We start from the raw sequence: 16,821 nt of genomic DNA on the forward strand, positions 1-16,821 counted from the left end.
ACATGACCCGCCTGCTCACCCACCTGCGCCACGTCGACCTCGCCGTGCCCGACTACGACCGGCAGCTCGACTTCTACTCCGGCGTCTGGGGCCTCACGAAGGTCACCGAGGACTCCGGGATCTCCTTCCTCGCGGCCGAAGGCTCGCCGGAGCAGTACGTGGTCCGGCTGCGCAAGGCCGCCGAGAAGCGCCTCGACCTCATCTCGTACGGGGCCTCGACCCCTGCGGACGTGGACACCCTCGCCGAACAACTCCTCGCCGACGACGTGCAGTTGATCACCCAGCCCGGTGCCATCGACACCCCGGGCGGCGGCTACGGCTTCCGCTTCTTCGATGTCGACGGCCGCACCCTTGAGGTCTCCACCGACGTGGAGGTGCGCCGGCACCGGAAGATCGAGGCGAAGGAGGCCATCCCGGTCAAGCTCTCCCACGTCGTCCTCAACGCCCCCGACCTGAACACGACCCGCGCCTGGTACGAGCGGCACCTCGGCTTCAAGCTCTCCGACACGCTCATGCACCCGCACATGGGCGAGGCGATGCACTTCATGCGCATCTCCAGCCAGCACCACTCCATGGCCATCGCCCAGGGCCCGCACGCGGCCCTGCACCACATCTCGTTCGAGCTGCGCGGCATCGACGAGTACATGCGGGGATCGGGCCGCGTCATCCGCGCCGGACACCACAAGATCTGGGGCCCCGGCCGTCACGTCGCGGGAGACAACACCTTCACGTACTTCCTCGACCCGAACGGCAACACCGTCGAGTACACCACCGAGCTGGAGATGCTGGACGAGGACACCTGGCACCCCCACGTGTACGACTTCTCCGACCCCGAGGTCACCGACCAGTGGGGCACAGCGAACGCGATGAACGAATTCGTCGCCAAGGAGTCGTTCAACGACGTCGACCGCGGCTGCTTCGTCGCCCCGCCGGTCTGAACCCTGTGCCTGGAGGAAACCCCTATGCGCCTTGCAAGCTTTGAAAACCCATATCAGCACCCACACCAACGTCGCGTCGCCGTCGTCGAGGATGACGGCACCCTCTACCCCCTGCCCGGGGTCCGCTCCGTCACCGAACTGCTCGCCCCAGGCGACGGGCTGCGCGGCCTGCTCGACCGCGGCGCCGCGGCACTCGACGTGCCGGCCGGCCCGCACGTCTCCCAGGTGCGGCTGCTGGCGCCCATGCAACCCACGTCCGTACGGGACTTCGTGACGTTCGAGGAGCACGTGGAGGGCGTACGCCGCTCCGTGGAGGGCACCGCCGGGGTCCCCGAGCAGTGGTACGCGGCCCCGACCTTCTACTTCGGCAACCCCCACGCCGTCTACGGTCCGCACGACGCCATTCCGGCGGCGCCGGGAGCCGGGGTCCTCGACTTCGAACTCGAAGTGGCGGCCGTGATCGGACGCGAGGGCAGCGACCTCAGCCCCGAGCAGGCCCGCGAGCACATCGTCGGCTACACGATCTTCAACGACTGGTCCGCGCGGGACCTCCAGTCGGCCGAGATGCGGGTGGGCCTCGGCCCCTGCAAGGGCAAGGACACCGCCACCACCCTCGGCCCCTACCTCGTGACCGCCGACGAACTGGAGCCCTACCGCGACAGCGACGGTTTCCTGCGCCTCGCCCTGACAGCCGAGATCAACGGTGAGGTGGTCGGCAAGGACCTGCTGTCCAACATGAGCTGGACCTTCGAGGAGATGGTCGCGTACGCCTCGCGCGGCACCCGCGTGGTCCCCGGCGATGTCCTCGGCTCCGGGACCTGCGGCAACGGAGGCTGCCTCGCCGAACTCTGGGGCCTGCGCGGCCGACAGGACCCGCCGCCCCTCAAGCCCGGCGACACCGTCACCCTCACCGTCGAAGGCATCGGCACCGTCTCGAACACCGTGGTGCCCGGCCCCGAGCTCCTCCCGATCCCCGCCGCCCGGCGCCGCCCCAGGGAGCGACCGTGACCGACCCGCGGGCCGTGACTGGCCCACGTCCTCAGCGCCTCCTCGACAAGGTCGTGATCGTCACCGGCGCGGCCCGTGGCCAGGGCGCCGCCGAAGCCGAGGCGATCACCCGCGAAGGCGCCCGCGTGATCGCCACCGACGTCACCGAGACCCCCGGCGTCCGCCGCCTCGACGTCACCAGTGAGACAGGCTGGGCCCAACTGGCCGCCGAACTGCGCCAGTCGTACGGACAAGTCCACGGCCTGGTCAACAATGCCGGGATCACCTGGCGGGCACGGATCGATGACGTACGCGCCGATGACATGGCCCGCGTCCACGCGGTCAACGTCACCGGACCCCTCCTCGGCATCCAGCACCTCGCCCCGCTGATGCCACCGGGCGCCTCCATTGTCAACGTCGGTTCCTCGGCGGCGCTGACCGCCCACTATCCGGTCGCGTACACCACCAGCAAGTGGGCCCTGCGTGGCCTGTCCAGGACCGCGTGCATGGAACTCGGCCCGCGCGGCATCCGCGTGAACACCCTCCACCCCGGCTTCATCGAGACCGAGATGACGGCCACCGCGCCGGCCGCCTTCCGTGACACGACTCTGCGCGACACCCCACTGGGCCGCACCGGCACGGTCGACGACATCACTCCGCTAGTCACGTTCCTGCTCAGCGACGACGCGTCGTTCATCACCGGTGCCGACATCCCCGTGGACGGCGGCTACACCGCGCACGGCGGCGCCAAGGCGGTGTCCGACGCCCTGCGCGGCACCTGAACAACTGGGTTACCGCGTACGACGACGCACCCGCAGAGTCCATGTGTTCTGCTGGCTTAGGGTTCCCGCATGACGACCACACTCAGTCTGCGGGAGATCACCCCGGCCAACTTCGACGCAGCGATCGGTCTGCGGGTCCGTCCGGATCAGGAGCACTTGGTCGCGCCGGTCGTGAAATCTCTGGCCGAGGCGTATGTCTATCCCGGCATAGCTTGGCCCCGCCTCATCCTTGACGGTGACCGTCCCGTCGGTTTCCTCATGGCTTTCTTCGACATCGACTGGAGGGGTGACGGCACAGGCACCGACATCCGCTCCGGTCTCTGGCGGCTCAACATCGCCGATGGTGAGCAGGGTCGAGGCTACGGTCGCTTCGCGGTCGAGGCCGTGGCTGCTGAGATCCGCCGTCGCGGCGGCACCCGCCTGACCACCACTTGGCACCCCGGCACGGACGGACCCGAGGGTTTCTACCTCGGGCTCGGACTCCGCTTGACGGGTGAGACCAGCGGAGACCAAACAGTCGGCGAACTGGACTTGCTGCGCCAGGACTCGACCGAACGGACGCCTCCTAGGCGACCGTGAGCACGATCTTTCCGCGGATATGGCCTTGGGCGGCGCGTTCGTGCGCGGCCTTGGCGTCCGCGAGGGCGTACGTGCTGTCGATCGCCACGCGGACCGTGCCCGCCTGGAGCAGGCGCCCCAGCTCGGCGAGTTGCGCGCCGTTCGAGCGGACCTGGGTGCCGGTGACCGTGACGCCCAGCTTCGCTACCTCTTCCTCGTCGAACTCGCCGAAGAACACGGGGAACTGCGAGCCGCCTCGCTTGAGCGTACGCAGGAAACGCTTGCTGTCGGGGCCGCCGACGGTGTCGAGAACGAGGTCGACGTCACGCACGACATCCTCGGGACGGCTCTTGGTGTAGTCGATGAACTGATCGGCGCCGAGCTCGCGCAGGAATGATTCGTGTGCGCCCGACGCTACCGCGATGACTTGTGCGCCCTGCCATTTCGCCAGCTGTAGCGCGAGGTGCCCCACGCCGCCGGCGGCGCCGTTGACGAGCACCGTCGTGTCGGCACCGAGCGCAATGGGGCGGTGTCGCGCCGCCTGGAAGGGCGACGGGTGATCGTGCCCGAGGTCGATCAGGAACTGCCACGCGGTGAGCCCGGCCATGGGCGCGCCCGCGGCGTGCACGTGATCGATGCCGGTCGGCTTGAGTGCCAGGTCCGAGGCGGGCGCGGCGACGTACTCGGCATAGGTGCTGCCGTCGAAGCTGGGGAAGCGCAGGAGGCCGAAGACTTCGTCGCCGACGGCGAAGCCGTCCACATCCCCGGCCACGGCCTCGACGACGCCCGACAGGTCCGTCCCCGGAATCACGGGCAACGCGAACCTCGGCCTCGTCTCGGGAGGCAGGTTGGACATGCCGTCGCGCAGATACCAGTCGGGCGGGTTGATGCCGACCGCGTGGACACGGACGAGTACCTCGCCCGGCCCCGGTTCGGGGATCGGCACCTCCTCGTAACGCAGAACTTCAGGACCGCCGTGTTCATGGAGGCGGATGGCCCTCATCGTGTGTGTCGGCATCGCTTGTGTCGGCATCGTTCTTCTCCTGCCCGCGTCGCGAGTTACGCTTATTCGGATCAGCGATCCACATAAGTGGACCACTGGTCCGAATATATGGACCAGTGATCCGGATAGTCAAGGGGACCGATGCGGGCCGACGCCAGGAAGAACCGCGACCACCTGCTCGCCGTAGCGGGCACCGCCCTCGCCGAGCAAGGCGTCGACGTGTCCTTGCGCGACATCGCGCGCCGGGCGGATGTCGGGCTCGCGACACTGCTGCGGCACTTCCCGACGCGCGAGGCGCTGCTCGATGCCCTGCTGCGCACGAGCTTCGACGCACTGACGGCGAAGGCGTGCGCGCTCGAGACGTCCAGTCCGCCCGAGGACGCTCTCGTCTCCTGGCTGCGCGACTGCGTCGCCTGGACCACCGAATACCGGGGCGTGACCGTACTGATGGCAGCCGCCATCGAGGACACCGAATCCGCGCTCCACGCTTCGTGCGTGACGCTGCGCGCGGCCGGTGCGCGGCTCCTCACGCGTGCCCAGACGGCGGGCCTGGCGCGGAAGGACATCGACGGCGACGACCTATTCGCGCTGGTGGCCATGCTCGCCTGGACCGGCGATCAACCTTCGCTCGCGCCAAGCGCCGAGCACCTCTTCGAGGTAGTGGTGAGCGCGCTTCTGACGACGGCGCGGGGCAGCGATGCCGAGTAGCAGGAGCCCGAGGCGATCCGCCGTCGAACGCCTCACCGCACTCGTGCCGCCCCCGAGCCCTCGCCGCTCACGGGACTGGGCCGCCGTGGAGCGGCAGCTCGGCACCGCCCTGCCACCGGACTACAAGGAACTCGTCGAGGTTTACGGAGGCGGCATCTTCGACGAGACGATCTGGCTGCTGGACCCCGCATGCCCCGACAAGGACTACAACCTCCTGGACGAGGCCAGGGAGCGCGCGGAGATCCTCGCTTCCTTGTGGGAGGTCGAGCCCAAGCCGCCGCAACTCCTGGAAGGCGACGGGGCCGAGGTGCTGCCCTGGGCCTACATCGAGGGCAGCGGCGCCATGCTGTACTGGCTGCGCCGGCCGGGGCAGCAGCCGGAGGAATGGACCACCCTGTTCAACGAGGGCAGGGGCCCGGAATGGGAGTACCACCCTTACTCCTGCACGCAGTTCCTGCTCCGGGTGCTCACCGGCGAAGCCGACACGGTCTACTTCGACGATCTGCCCCCACAGCAGCACCAGTTCGACTCCAACGACGACGTCCTCTGAGGTACGGCCCGCGGCCATGCCTTGAGGGGGTGTCACCCCACCAGATCAGGCGAACGCAGCAGCTGTGGCGGGATGCCCCAGGCGTCGACGAGGTCGGGCGCGAGGGGGCGGATCTTGCGGCACAGGTCGTTGACCTCGCGGCGGATCGCCTTGGAGCGCTGTGTCGTCAGGCGCCCGTGTTCCATGAACCAGGCGCGGTCCGCCTCGATGGTGGAGAGGGCGAAGAGGTCGCACAGCAGTCCCAGTGCGACCTTGTTGTCGCTGTCGGGGAGTCGACGCATCTTGTCCACGAAGGCTTCGAGCACCAGCCGCTCCACGTGGGCGTGGGCCACCGCGATGACGTGGTCCTGCACCTGGGAGAAGACGACCCCGGGGTGGGTTTTCTGGTCCATTCCGCGCTTGAGTCGACGGGCGACGCCGGCGAGCATGTGCTCCTCGCGGAAGCGGAGCATGGCCAGTTGGTACTCCGAGTCGAACAAGCCCGCTTCCTGGTCCCACTCGTCGCCGCCGGGCAGCAAGTCACGTACCCGCTCCAGCAGTTTGTGGGCCGAGGTCTTCTCGATGACCGTTTCTACGGCGAGGTTGGTGACGTAGCGGACCATGCCCAGCTGGTCCAGGTTCTCGAACTCGCTGGCGTAGTGGGTGAGCAAGCCCTTCGCCACCAGCTGGAGCAGCACGTGGTTGTCGCCCTCGAACGTCGCGAAGACGTCGCTGTCGGCCTTCAGGGCGGCGAAGCGGTTGACGGCCAGGTAGCCGGCGCCGCCGCACGCCTCGCGGCATTCCTGGATCGTGCGGGTGGCGTGCCAGGTGCCGAGTGCCTTGGTGCCCGCCGCCCGTGCCTCCAGTTCGCGCCGGGCGAGCTCGTCGTCATCGCCCCCGGAGAAGACTTCGTGCAGCTGTGTGCGGACGACGTCCTGGGCGAAGTGCAGCGCGTAGGTGCGCGCGATGAGCGGCAGCAGGCGGCGCTGGTGCATGCCGTAGTCGAGGAGCACCTGCTCCTCGGTGTCCGAGGCGGCCTGGAACTGCCGTCGGCGCACGGCGTACTTGGTGGCGATCGCCAGGGCGACCTTGCTGGCGTTGATGGCGCCGCCGCCGACGCTGACCCGCCCCTGCACCAGCGTGCCGAGCATGGTGAAGAAGCGGCGGTCGGGGTTGTCGATCGGGCTCTGGTAGGCGCCCTCGGGCGTGACGTCGGCGAACTGGTTGAGCAGCGCCTCGCGTGGCACGCGTACGCCGTCGAACCAGATGCGGCCGTTGTCCACGCCGTTGAGACCCATCTTGCGGCCGTCGTCCTCGATCCGGACGCCGGGGGCGACCTCACCGTCGACGCGGACCGGCACGACGAACGCGTGCACGCCCTCGCGCTTTCCGTCCACCTCGAGCTGGGCGAAGACGACCGCCAGCTCCGCGTGCCGGGCCGCGTTGCCGATGTAGTCCTTCCGCGCCTCGTCCCCGTCGGTGGTGATCACGAACTCCTGGCTGTCGGCGTCGTAGCGAGCCACCGTGCCGAGCGCCTGGACATTGGAGCCGTGTCCGGTCTCGGTCATCGCGAAGCACCCCATCAGCTCCCCGGTGATCAGGCGCGGAAGATAGGCCTCGTGGTGTCGCTCGGTGCCCAGGTGCAGGATCGCACCGCCGAAGAGCCCGAACTGCACGCCGACCTTCACCAGCACCGACAGATCACCGAAGGCGAGCGTCTCGAACGCGGCGATCGACGCTCCGATGTCGCCGCCCCCGCCGTACTCCTTCGGAAAGCCCATGCCCGTCTGGCCCGTCGCCGCCATCTCCACCACGAGCTCACGCACGCGTTCGCGGAACTCGTCGAAGCCGAGCTCCTCCGCTTCGTCCAGTACGCCTGCGTACGTGGTCAGATTGGTGCGAACCAGATCGCGGACCTCGGCGTATTCGCCGTCGAGCAGCTCGGCGAGAGCCTGGATGTCGATGGTGGGCTGCGCGTAGCCGCTGGGGGAGACAGAGCTTTCGGTGACCATGTCGCCCTGCTACCCGCGCGTAAGCGGATCAAATCGGTCGCCTGGTCCATCTGCGCCGCCGCCGTGAGGACGCCCGATGGATGGGCCCGCCGCAGGGGCGGAATCGCCGGTGGGGAGGTGCATGATCGGGCGTATGACATTTGGTTCGCTCGATGCCCTGAGGGCGCTCGCCCATCAGCACCTGTCCTCCGACGTCGCTGAGCGATGGGTGAGCCTGCTCCGTCCGGCTGTCCGGCTTGAGGCGGCCGGGGGAGCGGACACCGTTGTGGGTCGGCTTGGTGGTCTGCCGCATCTCCCGGCGGACGTGGAATGGCCGTCCTGGCAGGGGCATGGGCCCCTTTCCTTCGTGGCCTCATTGGACTGTGGCGCGCTGCCCGTCGCCGCGCTGGACATCGATCTCCCTCCCGAGGGGACTCTGTCGTTCTTCTATTTCGACGGACAGATGGATGACGGCGACGCCATGGTCCTGGCGGAGGATCGCGAAAGCTGGGCCGGCGCGCGGGTCCTCTACACGTCACCCGGCGAGACGTCGGTCGAGCGTGCCGCGCCCCGGGGCCTGCGGCCGTATCCGCAGGTACCGCTCGCCGCCCGGACCGGTCTGACCGCGGCCGAGCCCTGGCATCCTCAGCTCCGAGACGCCTTCGCGCCCGGGGCCCCGCTGGGAAACCGCTACGACCATCCCGTGTGCGCGCAGGATTTTCTCGAGGCGATGTGGGAGTTCGACGTCGCGGCGGGGCACCAGATCGGCGGTCATGCTCACGCGATCCAGAACCCGGTGGAGATCGAGGTGGCGGAAGCGGTCCTCGGCGAGGCAGCCACGGCCCGCGATGCCCGAGTCCTCGATCAGGAAATCAGCGACTGGGTACTGCTGGCCCAGATCGACAGCGATGACGACGCCGCGATGATGTGGGGCGACGCAGGCACGCTGTACTGGCTCATCCGCCCTGTGGACCTGACCGAGCGCCGCTTCGACCGGGCGATGTTCACCTGGCAGTGCAGCTGATCGGTTCGGATGGGAGCGGGTCGGTACGGCCCTGCTCGTCATTAGGCTGGACGCTCCTACCGTCCAAGGAGCAGCGTGCCGCCGGCCTTCGTCCACCGCATCACCAAGTACGACCCCGCCGACCGCGACGAGCGCGGCCACTACACGGGCGCGCAGGACACGGACACCGACCACGGGCCGGTCGAGGCGGCGTACCCAGTGACCTGGTGACCTGGTGACCTGGTGAGCCGGTCCGTGCGGGCAGCGCAGCCGGCGTGGCCCGGCCGCCTGCGCATTGCTCAGCTCGCGAAGTACCTGAGCCCCCGGCACCCTTGCGCCGGAAGCGCCTGCTGTAGTCCGCTGGCCCGCATGGGGAAGAGGAGCATTGCCGCAATGACCGCCGCCCTTGTCGCGGGGGCGCTTTTGACAGGCGTACCGCATGCCGGTGCGCAGCCCGCCGGGCATTCCACCGAGAACTCATCGCCGCCGACCGGGTCGCCGCACGTTTCCGGGGTCGACTTGGACACCGTGACGATTCCGGAGTTGCAGGCGCGTATGGGGAAGGGTTCGCTGACCTCGTCGACGCTGACCAAGGCCTATCTGCGGCGTATCGCGCACGTCGATCCCAAGATTCACTCGGTGCTGCGCACCAGCCCGACGGCCCTGCGTGAGGCGGCCGCCAGCGACGTACGCCACCGACGTGGAAAGTCCCTCGGGCCACTGGACGGTATCCCCGTTCTCCTCAAGGACAACGTCAACACCCGTGACATGCCGACGACAGCCGGGTCGCTCGCGCTGGCCGGGAGCCCACCCGAGACCGACGCCGCGTTGGTGACCCGGTTGAGGAAGGCCGGGGCGGTGATCCTCGGCAAGACCAACCTGTCCGAATGGGCCAACTTCCGTGCCGCGAAGCCGACATCGGGGTGGTCGGCGGTGGGTGGCCAGACCAAGAACCCCTACGTGCTCGACCGCAATCCGTGTGGATCGTCCTCCGGCTCCGCCGCCGCGCTCGCCGCGTCGTTGTCGCAGGTGGCGATCGGCACCGAGACGGACGGCTCCATCGTGTGCCCGGCCGGGATGAACGGTGTCGTCGGCCACAAGCCCAGTCTCGGCCTGGTGAGCCAGTCGGGCGTGGTGCCGATCTCCGCCGAGCAGGACACGGCCGGGCCCATGGCGCGCAACGTGATCGACACCGCGCTCACGCTGTCGGTGCTGAGCGAGCGCGAGGGCTCGTCCGGCGCGTCGGCCAACAATGCGGCGGCTGACCAAATGGCCTTCAGCCTGGGCACCAACCTGGGCACCAGCCCCCGCGGCAAGCGGATCGGCCTGTGGCGCCTGCCCTCGCTGGGACCGGACGTGGACGCTGTGATGACCCGTACGGCGAAGAAGCTGCGCAAGGCCGGAGCTGTGGTCGTCGAGGTGACACCCCCGTACCAGGCACGGCTGGCCGAACTCGAATTCCCGGCGCTGCTCACCGAGTTCCACCGTGACATCGACGCCTACCTCGGCACGCGCAAGGGGCCCCGCGACCTCGCCGAGCTGATCGAGTTCAACCGCGCCCACCCCGAGGAGCAGACCTGCTTCGCCGGGCAGGAGCTGTTCGAGCAGGCCCTCGCCGCGCCGTCCCCCACCGACCCCGATTACCGGGCGATGCGCGCCGAACTGAAGGACCTCTCCCGGCGCTCCATCGACGAGACCATGTCCGCTCACCGCCTGGACGCCATCGCCGCGCCCACGAACCCGCCTGCCTGGACCACGGACTGCGCGCGCGGCGACAACGACGTCATCCCCTCCTCGACCCCCGCAGCCGTCGCCGGATACCCGTCCCTCTCGGTGCCCGCCGGGTCCGTGAACGAACTGCCGGTCGGCCTGCTCCTGATGGCCGGCGACCACCAGGACGCCAGGCTCTTGTCGCTGGGGGCCGCGGTGGAGGACCGCCTGAAGGCCTGGCGAGCCCCGCGCTACCTGCCGACGGCCGGGTCCGGCGCGCAGAAATGACCGGGCAGAAATGACCGGGCAGAAGTAGCTGGGCACAAGTAACCGGACAGGGGGAGTGGGGCCGCCGACGACACGTGATCCTCGGCCCCACTCCGCCTTTCCGATCGACCGTGCGCGGAACGACAACGGCGGAGGGCAGGGCGCCGTATGACCGACGAGCCGAACCTATTCACCTTCAAGAGCGGTGTCATGGCCTATTTGGCCTGATAGGCCCGCAGGAAGGTACGTACTCCCTCGACGATGAGGGGCCGCACGCGTGTGTCCTCCGCGGCGTTGGCCGAACCGAACCTGTTGAGCGCGACGTTGAAGGTCAGCGCGATGAACTGGTCGGCCGCGAGGCGGGCGTCGGGTGCGTCGAGCAAGCCGGCCTCGGCGAGCGCGGCGAACCGCTCGGCGAGTGCTTCGTCGGGGGCGTCGGCCATGGAGTTCTCGCCGCCGTCCGGCAGCTGCCCGGACTGCGTCCGGACCAGCCTTTGCAGTGTGGCGTACTCCGCTGAGCCGAGCATGTCGGTCGCGATGCGCATCGAGAACGTGACCAGCACGTCCTCCAGGTCGGCGGTTTCGGTGAGTTCGGAGGGGTCGGCGAGAGTGTCGTCGAGGATGCGCCGGATCGTGGTGATCAGTGACTGGCCGACGCCGTCGACGACTGCTTGCAGCAGCGTCTGCTTGTCGCCGAAGTAGTCATACACCGTCCGCTTGGACACCTCGGCCCGAGCGGCGACCGCGTCGACGCTGGTGCGGTCGAAGCCGTCGGCGAGGAACAGTTCCCGGGCCGCGGAGAGGATGGCGGCCCGCTTCTTCGTGGACCCCTCGCGCAGTGTCTTCGTGGTTGGCATGGCCGTATCTTAACTCGACTTTACTACACCGTGTAGTGTAATTCTGCGTCAGGGGGCGGGAGACATACCCGTCTCACCCGGCAACGAGGGAAGGGAAGTTGATGACCGTCACAACCCTGGCGCCCCAAGTCCGCATCGGGAAAGCCGCGATCGCGGCTCTCGGCGCGCTGGCGGCCGCCACCGGGGCCCTGGAGTCGGTGGTGACACCGACACTTCCGCTGTTACAGCGCGAGTTATCGATGAGCCGCGCGCAAGGGGCACTTCTCAGCATCACCCTGCTCATCACCGGCGCGCTCGTCACGCCCGTCGCGGGCAACCTCGGTGACCGCTACGGCGGAAAGCGCGTCATGCTCCGGCTGATGGCGGTGGTCGCGGCCGGTGGTCTGGTGTCCTCGCTGGCACCCAACCTGCCGGTGCTGCTGCTCGGTCAGGTGCTGGAGGGCGCCATGGTCGGCGCGATGCCGCTCTCGTTCATTCTGGTGCGCAAGCACCTCTCGACTGGAGAGGCCCAGGTGGCCATCGGGGTGATCAGCGGGCTGTTTGTGGGCGGGGGCATGCTGGGCACGCTGATGGCCGGGCCCATCGCCGAAGGCCTGTCCCGGCACTGGATGTTCGCGATCCCGACGATCGCGGTCGTCGCGGCGACCATGGCCGTCCACAGGCTGATGCCGGATGATCCGCCCGCCCGCACGGACGCCAGGATCGACTGGCCTGGACTGGCGCTGCTGAGCGGCATTCTGCTGACCCTCATGCTCGGGCTCTCGATGGCGCCCGAGGTCGGCAGCCGGCCGCTCGCCCTCGCCGCCCTCGTCGTGCTCCTGGCACTCCTGGTGGCCGGATGGGTCGCCGTCGAACGCCGGTCCCCCTCGCCCATGGTCGATCTGCGCCTGCTGGCCAAGCCCGCGGTCTGGAGCTCGTACGTCGTCACCTTCGCTGTCTGCGTGGGCACCTCCGTGTCGATGTATCTCGTTCCGCAGCTGTTCGACGTGTCCGCCGACGGGTACGGCTTCGGGGCCGACTCCACCGACATCGGACGGTATCTGCTGCCCGGCGCCATCGCGGGGGCGATCAGCGGACCGCTGGGCGGGGCCGCGGCGCGGCGTTTCGGCTCAAGTGCAGTGGTCGCAGCGGGAATCAGCGTCATGACGGCCACGCTGCTCGCCCTGGCGTTCCTGCACGCCGAGGTCTGGCAGCTCATCGTCGGCAAGGCGTTGGTCGCTCTGGCCAGTGGTGTCTGCATCACGGCGATGGTCGTCAGGACCGCCACCTCCGTCGATCACGACAACACCGGCACCGCCACCAGCCTGGTCCTGGTGACGCGCGTGATCGGCTTCGCCGCGGGCGCCCAGATCTCCGGCGCCATCCTCACGGCAGGGACCCGCCCCGGTACGGACGTCCCGGCCGAATCGGCCTTCATCACCGGCTTCGTCATCGCCGGCACGGTCACGGCACTGTCCCTGCTCGTCGTCCGCACCATGAACAAAGGAGCCAAGCGATGACCCACACCAATCAGTTGACGGCCAGTCAGACCCACAGCCAGGTTGAAAGCCAGACGCACAGCCAGGTGCACAGCCAGACGGGCAGCCGTACGTCGTCGAGGCGCGAGGTCCTGATATCGGGGGCCAGCATCGCGGGCCCCGCCCTCGCGTTCTGGCTGACCCGGCACGGATGCGCGGTCACGGTGGTGGAGAAGGCGGCCACACCACGCAGCGGCGGCTACCCCATCGACGTACGCGGCACCGCGCTGGAGGTCGTCCGGAGGATGGGGCTCTTGCCCCGGCTGCGGGACGCGCACATCGACACGCGCCGGATCACCTTTCTGGACGCGGACGGCGGAAAGGTGGCCGCGATCAACCCGCACGCCGTCGCCGGCGGTGTCGCGGGAGAGGACATCGAGGTGCGGCGCGGGGATCTGACCGACGCCCTGTACGCGGCGGTCCGTGACGACGTGGAATTTCTGTTCGACGACTCCATCCACACCCTGGACCAGACCGGCCACGGGGTCGATGTCACCTTCCGCGGAGGCGGCAGCCGTACGTTCGACTTGGTGTTCGGCGCGGACGGCCTGCATTCACATACCCGGCAGCTGCTGTTCGGCCCCGAAGAACAGTTCCACCGATACCTCGGGTACTGCTTCGCCGTGTTCACCATGCGCAACACTCTCGACCTCTCCCACGAGATCATGATGTGGAACACCCCGGGCAAAGCCGCCGCTCTCTACGCCGTGGAGAGCACGGCCGAAGTGCACGCCTTCTTGAACTTCGCCCGACCGGAAGCGCCCTTCGACGCCTTCCACAGTCCAGGAGTCCAGCGGGAGTTGATGGCCTCGGTCTTCGCCGGTGCGGGGTGGGAGGTGCCGGGAATGCTCGCCGCTCTGCGCGACGCGGACGACCTGTTCTGCGACATGGTCAGCCAGATCCGCATGCCGCGCTGGTCCAGCGGCCGGGTCGCACTGGTGGGCGACGCCGCGTACGCACCCTCGTTCCTCACCGGACAAGGCACCAGTCTCGCGCTCGTCGGTGCGTACATGCTCGCCGCTTGTCTGGCCGACCGGGACATCACCGCGGGTCTCGCCGCCTACGAGCACAGCACCCGCGCGTTCGTGACCGCGAACCAGGGAAAGATCGGCAAGGGCGAGGCCTCACTCTTCCCCACCACGACGCACGCCCTCGCCCGGCGCAACGACATGCTGCGCGACCTCAGCACGATGCCCGCGAACCAGGGCCGACGGGCGCACTCGGCTCTCACCCTGCCTGAAGTCACACGTGGCGGTCGGCCGGACTCCCGTCCGCGTCAGCGGCCAGGCCCAGTACCGCGGTGATGCGCTTGCCCGACGGTTCCCGGTCCACCTGGAGCTTGTGGCACACGGCCTGCACGACCTCCAGGCCGTGCTGTCCGAGGCGGCTCGGATCCGGCGCCGAGACCGCGGGAAGTGCGGAGTTGCTGTCCCGTACGGAGACCTCGATGTTGGCGCCCTGCACCGCGAGGGCGAGCAGGCACGGCCCTGGTGCGTATTTGCGTGCGTTGGTCACCAGCTCGCTGACCACCAGTTCCACCATCCCCATGGCCTGACTGGTCACGGGGAGCCCGTATACGGATCGTAGGTCCGTCAAAAAGTCTCGGGCCAGATGCCGTGCGCGTGCGATCCCCTCGCTGCCCTCGAACAGCTGGGAGATCGACACGGAGCCGCTGTCCGCCGACGGCTGGCCGTCTTCGCCCGCTGTCTGATCCATGCAGTCCGCCTTGCTCCTCGATCAGCTCGGCCTATGCGGGCCGCCTACCCCCATAACTGCGCTTAATCCGCCCGGCGCGGGGCGTCGGCTCAGCCTGCTTGTGCCGCCCGGCGCAGAGCTGCGAGAAGCTCCCTGTTGCTGGCGCCCTTGAGTACGTACTCAAGAACCCCCGCGTTTTTCATCTGCTCGATGGAGGCTTTGTCGTCATAGGCGGAGAACGCCACGATGCGGCTGGCCGGTGCGCACTGGGCGATGCCTCTGGCGACATCGGGGCCGCCGCCGGGGAAGCGGACATCCAGGACGACGAGGTCCGGTTGCAGATGAGAGGCGAGTCGAAGCGCGTCCTCGTTGTCGCGTGCGGTGCCCACGACCTCCAGGTCGGGCTGTGCTTGCACGACCTCGCTCAGGGTCTCCAGGAGCAGCGCGTTGTCATCGCACAGGACGACGCTGAATGGTGCACGGGGGCGGCCGTCCGTGGGAGTCGCCGCGGTCACGGCGCGTCGTCCGGGGATGCCGTTGCCGACGGTGGAACAGGAAGGGGGTTAGGCAGCCAGAACTCGACGGTCGTGCCCGCGCCGGGCCGGCTGTGCATGGACCACCAGCCGCCGGCCGTCTCGGCTCTTTCCCGCATCTCGATGACCCCGAAGTGATCACGTGCGCTGTCCCGGGCGATCGGTGCGCCGGTTCCGTCGTCCACGACGCGCGTCACGATGCCCCCGTCGGCGGACGCGACCCGGACGTCGACTCTGCTCCCACGCGAGTGCTTGTGCACGTTCAGCAATGCCTCTTGGACGATGCGGAAGATGGTGATGGCTGTCTCGGGTGAGGGCTCATGATCCAGCTGGTGCTCGAAGGAGTAGGGCATGCCCCAGGAGGAGCCCACGACATCGGCCAGGTGGCTGGAGAGGCCGTCGACCAGTCCATGTCTGTCGATTCCCGGCGGATGCAGCCGGAAGGTCAGGCTGCGCAGGCGGCCGATCGCCTCGCGCACCGAGGTGTCCAGGCGCTGCAGTTCCGCGGCGTACGACTCCGGTACCCGATCCGCCAGCAGTTCCAGCCGCATCGCGACGGCGACCATGGCCTGGATGGAGTCGTCGTGGACATCCCACGCGATGCGGCGGCGTTCCGTTTCCTGCGCCTGGACCAGGTGATCGAACAAGCGCCGACGCTCGCTGAGGGCGTGCTGTGCGGCGCGCCGCTCCGACATGTCACGGGTGACCTTGCCGAATCCCCGCAGTACGCCCTTTTCGTCCCACAGGGCGGTGATGACCACGTTCGCCCAGAAGCGGGAGCCGTCCTTGCGGACGCGCCACCCCTCGTCCTCCAGTCTGCCGTCGGCCACGGCGGTCTCCAGCTCCCACTGGGGCTTGCCGGAGGCCTGGTCCTCGGGCGGATAGAAGACGGAGAAGTGCTGTCCGACGATGTCCTCGGCGCGGTAGCCCTTGATCCGCTCCGCTCCCGCGTTCCAACTGATGATGTGGCCCTGCGGGTCGAGCATGAAGATGCCGTAGTCCAGCACGCCCTGAACGAGCAGGGTGAACGCGGCCTCCGACATCGGAGCCGCCTGCTTGCGCGCGCGTCTCTGCTGTCGCGGCTCCTGTGTCACGTGAGGAGTCCTTCACGCCGCGCGATCGCCACGGCTTCCAGCTGGGAACGCGCTCCCAGCTTTTCCAGCACCCGCTGGACGTGGTTGCGTCCGGTGTTGAGCGCGACCCCCAGCTGATCGCTGATCTCGCTGGTGCTGCGCCCTTGCCCCAGCAGCTGAAGAGCTTCCCGCTCCCGCGGGGTCAGGTTCGCGCCGAGGCTCGGCGTTCTTCCCGCCAGCCGTCCCAGTACGTCGCCCAACAGCTCCTGGCTGAACACCATCTCGCCTGCTGCCACCCGGCGAACGGCGTCCTCCAGTTCGCTCAGCCCGCGGGCCTTCAGGATCAGGCCGGCCCCGCCCGTCTCGGCGACCCGCGCGGCCACCGATGCGCTGCCCTCGCCCGCCAGGACCAGCACGCGCACGTCGGGTCTCAGCGCCAGCAGATCGGCGATGGCGGTGACCCCGTCGCCGTCCGGCAGACGCCGGTCCATCAGCACGACGTCGGGTTCACATTGCTTGGCGTCGGCCAGTGCCGATGCCACCGACGCAGCGTGGCCGACGATCTGCAGATCGGGCGACCGCTCCAGGGCGAGGCGGATGGCCTCGGCCACCATGTCGTGATCCTCCACCAACAGGATTCTGATCGGACGAATGTGCGGGGGAGACGAAG

Annotated in this window: 17 protein-coding genes and 1 pseudogene; 11 read left to right on the forward strand and 7 right to left on the reverse strand. The window is 68.8% G+C overall.

What is annotated here, in order from left to right; all coding sequences use genetic code 11:
- The first annotated feature begins 2 nt into the window (after positions 1-2).
- The 4 genes from AB0I66_RS40095 to AB0I66_RS40110 all read left to right on the forward strand — a co-directional run bounded on the left by AB0I66_RS40095 (position 3) and on the right by AB0I66_RS40110 (position 3,286).
- The gene (locus AB0I66_RS40095) at positions 3-938 is read left to right on the forward strand and encodes a VOC family protein (protein WP_363213011.1); all 936 of its coding nucleotides are present in this window, start codon (positions 3-5) and stop codon (positions 936-938) included.
- A gap of 24 nt (positions 939-962) precedes the next feature.
- Positions 963-1,946 carry a fumarylacetoacetate hydrolase family protein gene (locus AB0I66_RS40100; protein WP_363213012.1) on the forward strand — a complete coding sequence of 328 codons (984 nt, stop codon included), beginning with the start codon at positions 963-965 and terminating at the stop codon, positions 1,944-1,946.
- Positions 1,947-1,960: 14 nt separating this feature from the next.
- Complete coding sequence (locus AB0I66_RS40105; RefSeq protein ID WP_363213077.1) at positions 1,961-2,707, forward strand: SDR family oxidoreductase; 747 nt, start codon at positions 1,961-1,963, stop codon at positions 2,705-2,707.
- A gap of 69 nt (positions 2,708-2,776) precedes the next feature.
- A complete protein-coding gene (locus AB0I66_RS40110) occupies positions 2,777-3,286 on the forward strand; it encodes a GNAT family N-acetyltransferase (protein WP_363213013.1) in 510 nt (169 codons plus the stop codon).
- Here the strand turns inward: AB0I66_RS40110 and AB0I66_RS40115 are convergent.
- On the reverse strand, positions 3,273-4,283 hold the full coding sequence (locus AB0I66_RS40115) for an NADP-dependent oxidoreductase (RefSeq protein WP_363213078.1): 1,011 nt from the start codon (positions 4,281-4,283) through the stop codon (positions 3,273-3,275). The genes AB0I66_RS40110 and AB0I66_RS40115 overlap by 14 nt on opposite strands.
- A 126-nt stretch (positions 4,284-4,409) precedes the next feature.
- On the opposite strand from AB0I66_RS40115, the gene AB0I66_RS40120 reads away from it, so the two are divergent.
- Both AB0I66_RS40120 and AB0I66_RS40125 read left to right on the forward strand, forming a co-directional pair.
- Positions 4,410-4,976, forward strand: a complete 567-nt coding sequence (locus AB0I66_RS40120) for a TetR/AcrR family transcriptional regulator (RefSeq protein WP_363213014.1) — start codon at positions 4,410-4,412, stop codon at positions 4,974-4,976.
- Positions 4,966-5,526, forward strand: coding sequence for an SMI1/KNR4 family protein (locus AB0I66_RS40125; RefSeq protein WP_363213015.1), 561 nt, complete (start codon positions 4,966-4,968; stop codon positions 5,524-5,526). Before AB0I66_RS40120 ends, AB0I66_RS40125 begins: the two co-directional genes overlap by 11 nt.
- Positions 5,527-5,558: 32 nt before the next feature.
- On the opposite strand, the gene AB0I66_RS40130 is transcribed toward AB0I66_RS40125, so the two are convergent.
- Complete coding sequence (locus tag AB0I66_RS40130) at positions 5,559-7,517, reverse strand: acyl-CoA dehydrogenase family protein (protein WP_363213016.1); 1,959 nt, start codon at positions 7,515-7,517, stop codon at positions 5,559-5,561.
- A 133-nt stretch (positions 7,518-7,650) separates the two neighbouring features.
- On the opposite strand from AB0I66_RS40130, the gene AB0I66_RS40135 reads away from it, so the two are divergent.
- From AB0I66_RS40135 to AB0I66_RS40145, 3 genes and pseudogenes are all read left to right on the forward strand, one after another.
- Complete coding sequence (locus AB0I66_RS40135; protein WP_363213017.1) at positions 7,651-8,520, forward strand: YwqG family protein; 870 nt, start codon at positions 7,651-7,653, stop codon at positions 8,518-8,520.
- A gap of 75 nt (positions 8,521-8,595) precedes the next feature.
- Positions 8,596-8,715, forward strand: a pseudogene (locus AB0I66_RS40140) (RNA-binding protein); the annotation flags it as partial.
- 153 nt (positions 8,716-8,868) lie between these two features.
- A complete protein-coding gene (locus AB0I66_RS40145) occupies positions 8,869-10,497 on the forward strand; it encodes an amidase (protein ID WP_363213018.1) in 1,629 nt (542 codons plus the stop codon).
- 194 nt (positions 10,498-10,691) lie between these two features.
- On the opposite strand, the gene AB0I66_RS40150 is transcribed toward AB0I66_RS40145, so the two are convergent.
- Positions 10,692-11,333: a TetR/AcrR family transcriptional regulator gene (locus AB0I66_RS40150; protein WP_363213019.1), complete on the reverse strand. Its 642-nt coding sequence runs from the start codon at positions 11,331-11,333 to the stop codon at positions 10,692-10,694.
- A 101-nt stretch (positions 11,334-11,434) separates the two neighbouring features.
- Between AB0I66_RS40150 and AB0I66_RS40155 the strand changes: the two genes are divergently transcribed.
- Positions 11,435-12,832 (forward strand): MFS transporter, encoded by a 1,398-nt coding sequence (locus tag AB0I66_RS40155; RefSeq protein WP_363213020.1) that lies wholly within the window; start codon positions 11,435-11,437, stop codon positions 12,830-12,832.
- Positions 12,829-14,154 (forward strand): FAD-dependent monooxygenase, encoded by a 1,326-nt coding sequence (locus tag AB0I66_RS40160; protein ID WP_363213021.1) that lies wholly within the window; start codon positions 12,829-12,831, stop codon positions 14,152-14,154. Before AB0I66_RS40155 ends, AB0I66_RS40160 begins: the two co-directional genes overlap by 4 nt.
- Here AB0I66_RS40160 and AB0I66_RS40165 read toward each other — a convergent pair.
- The 4 genes from AB0I66_RS40165 to AB0I66_RS40180 form a co-directional block, all read right to left on the reverse strand.
- Positions 14,093-14,566, reverse strand: coding sequence for an ATP-binding protein (locus tag AB0I66_RS40165; protein ID WP_363213022.1), 474 nt, complete (start codon positions 14,564-14,566; stop codon positions 14,093-14,095). The genes AB0I66_RS40160 and AB0I66_RS40165 overlap by 62 nt on opposite strands.
- A gap of 89 nt (positions 14,567-14,655) precedes the next feature.
- Entirely contained in the window at positions 14,656-15,060 is a 405-nt protein-coding gene (locus AB0I66_RS40170) for a response regulator transcription factor (protein WP_363213023.1), read from the reverse strand.
- Positions 15,057-16,172, reverse strand: coding sequence for a PAS domain S-box protein (locus tag AB0I66_RS40175; protein WP_363213024.1), 1,116 nt, complete (start codon positions 16,170-16,172; stop codon positions 15,057-15,059). The genes AB0I66_RS40170 and AB0I66_RS40175 overlap by 4 nt, the downstream gene beginning before the upstream one ends.
- The gene (locus AB0I66_RS40180) at positions 16,169-16,780 is read right to left on the reverse strand and encodes a response regulator transcription factor (protein WP_363213025.1); all 612 of its coding nucleotides are present in this window, start codon (positions 16,778-16,780) and stop codon (positions 16,169-16,171) included. The genes AB0I66_RS40175 and AB0I66_RS40180 overlap by 4 nt, the downstream gene beginning before the upstream one ends.
- Between the last annotated feature and the right edge of the window lie 41 nt (positions 16,781-16,821).

The organism is Streptomyces sp. NPDC050439, from assembly GCF_040655335.1.
In the GTDB taxonomy this organism is placed as follows: Bacteria; Actinomycetota; Actinomycetes; order Streptomycetales; family Streptomycetaceae; genus Streptomyces.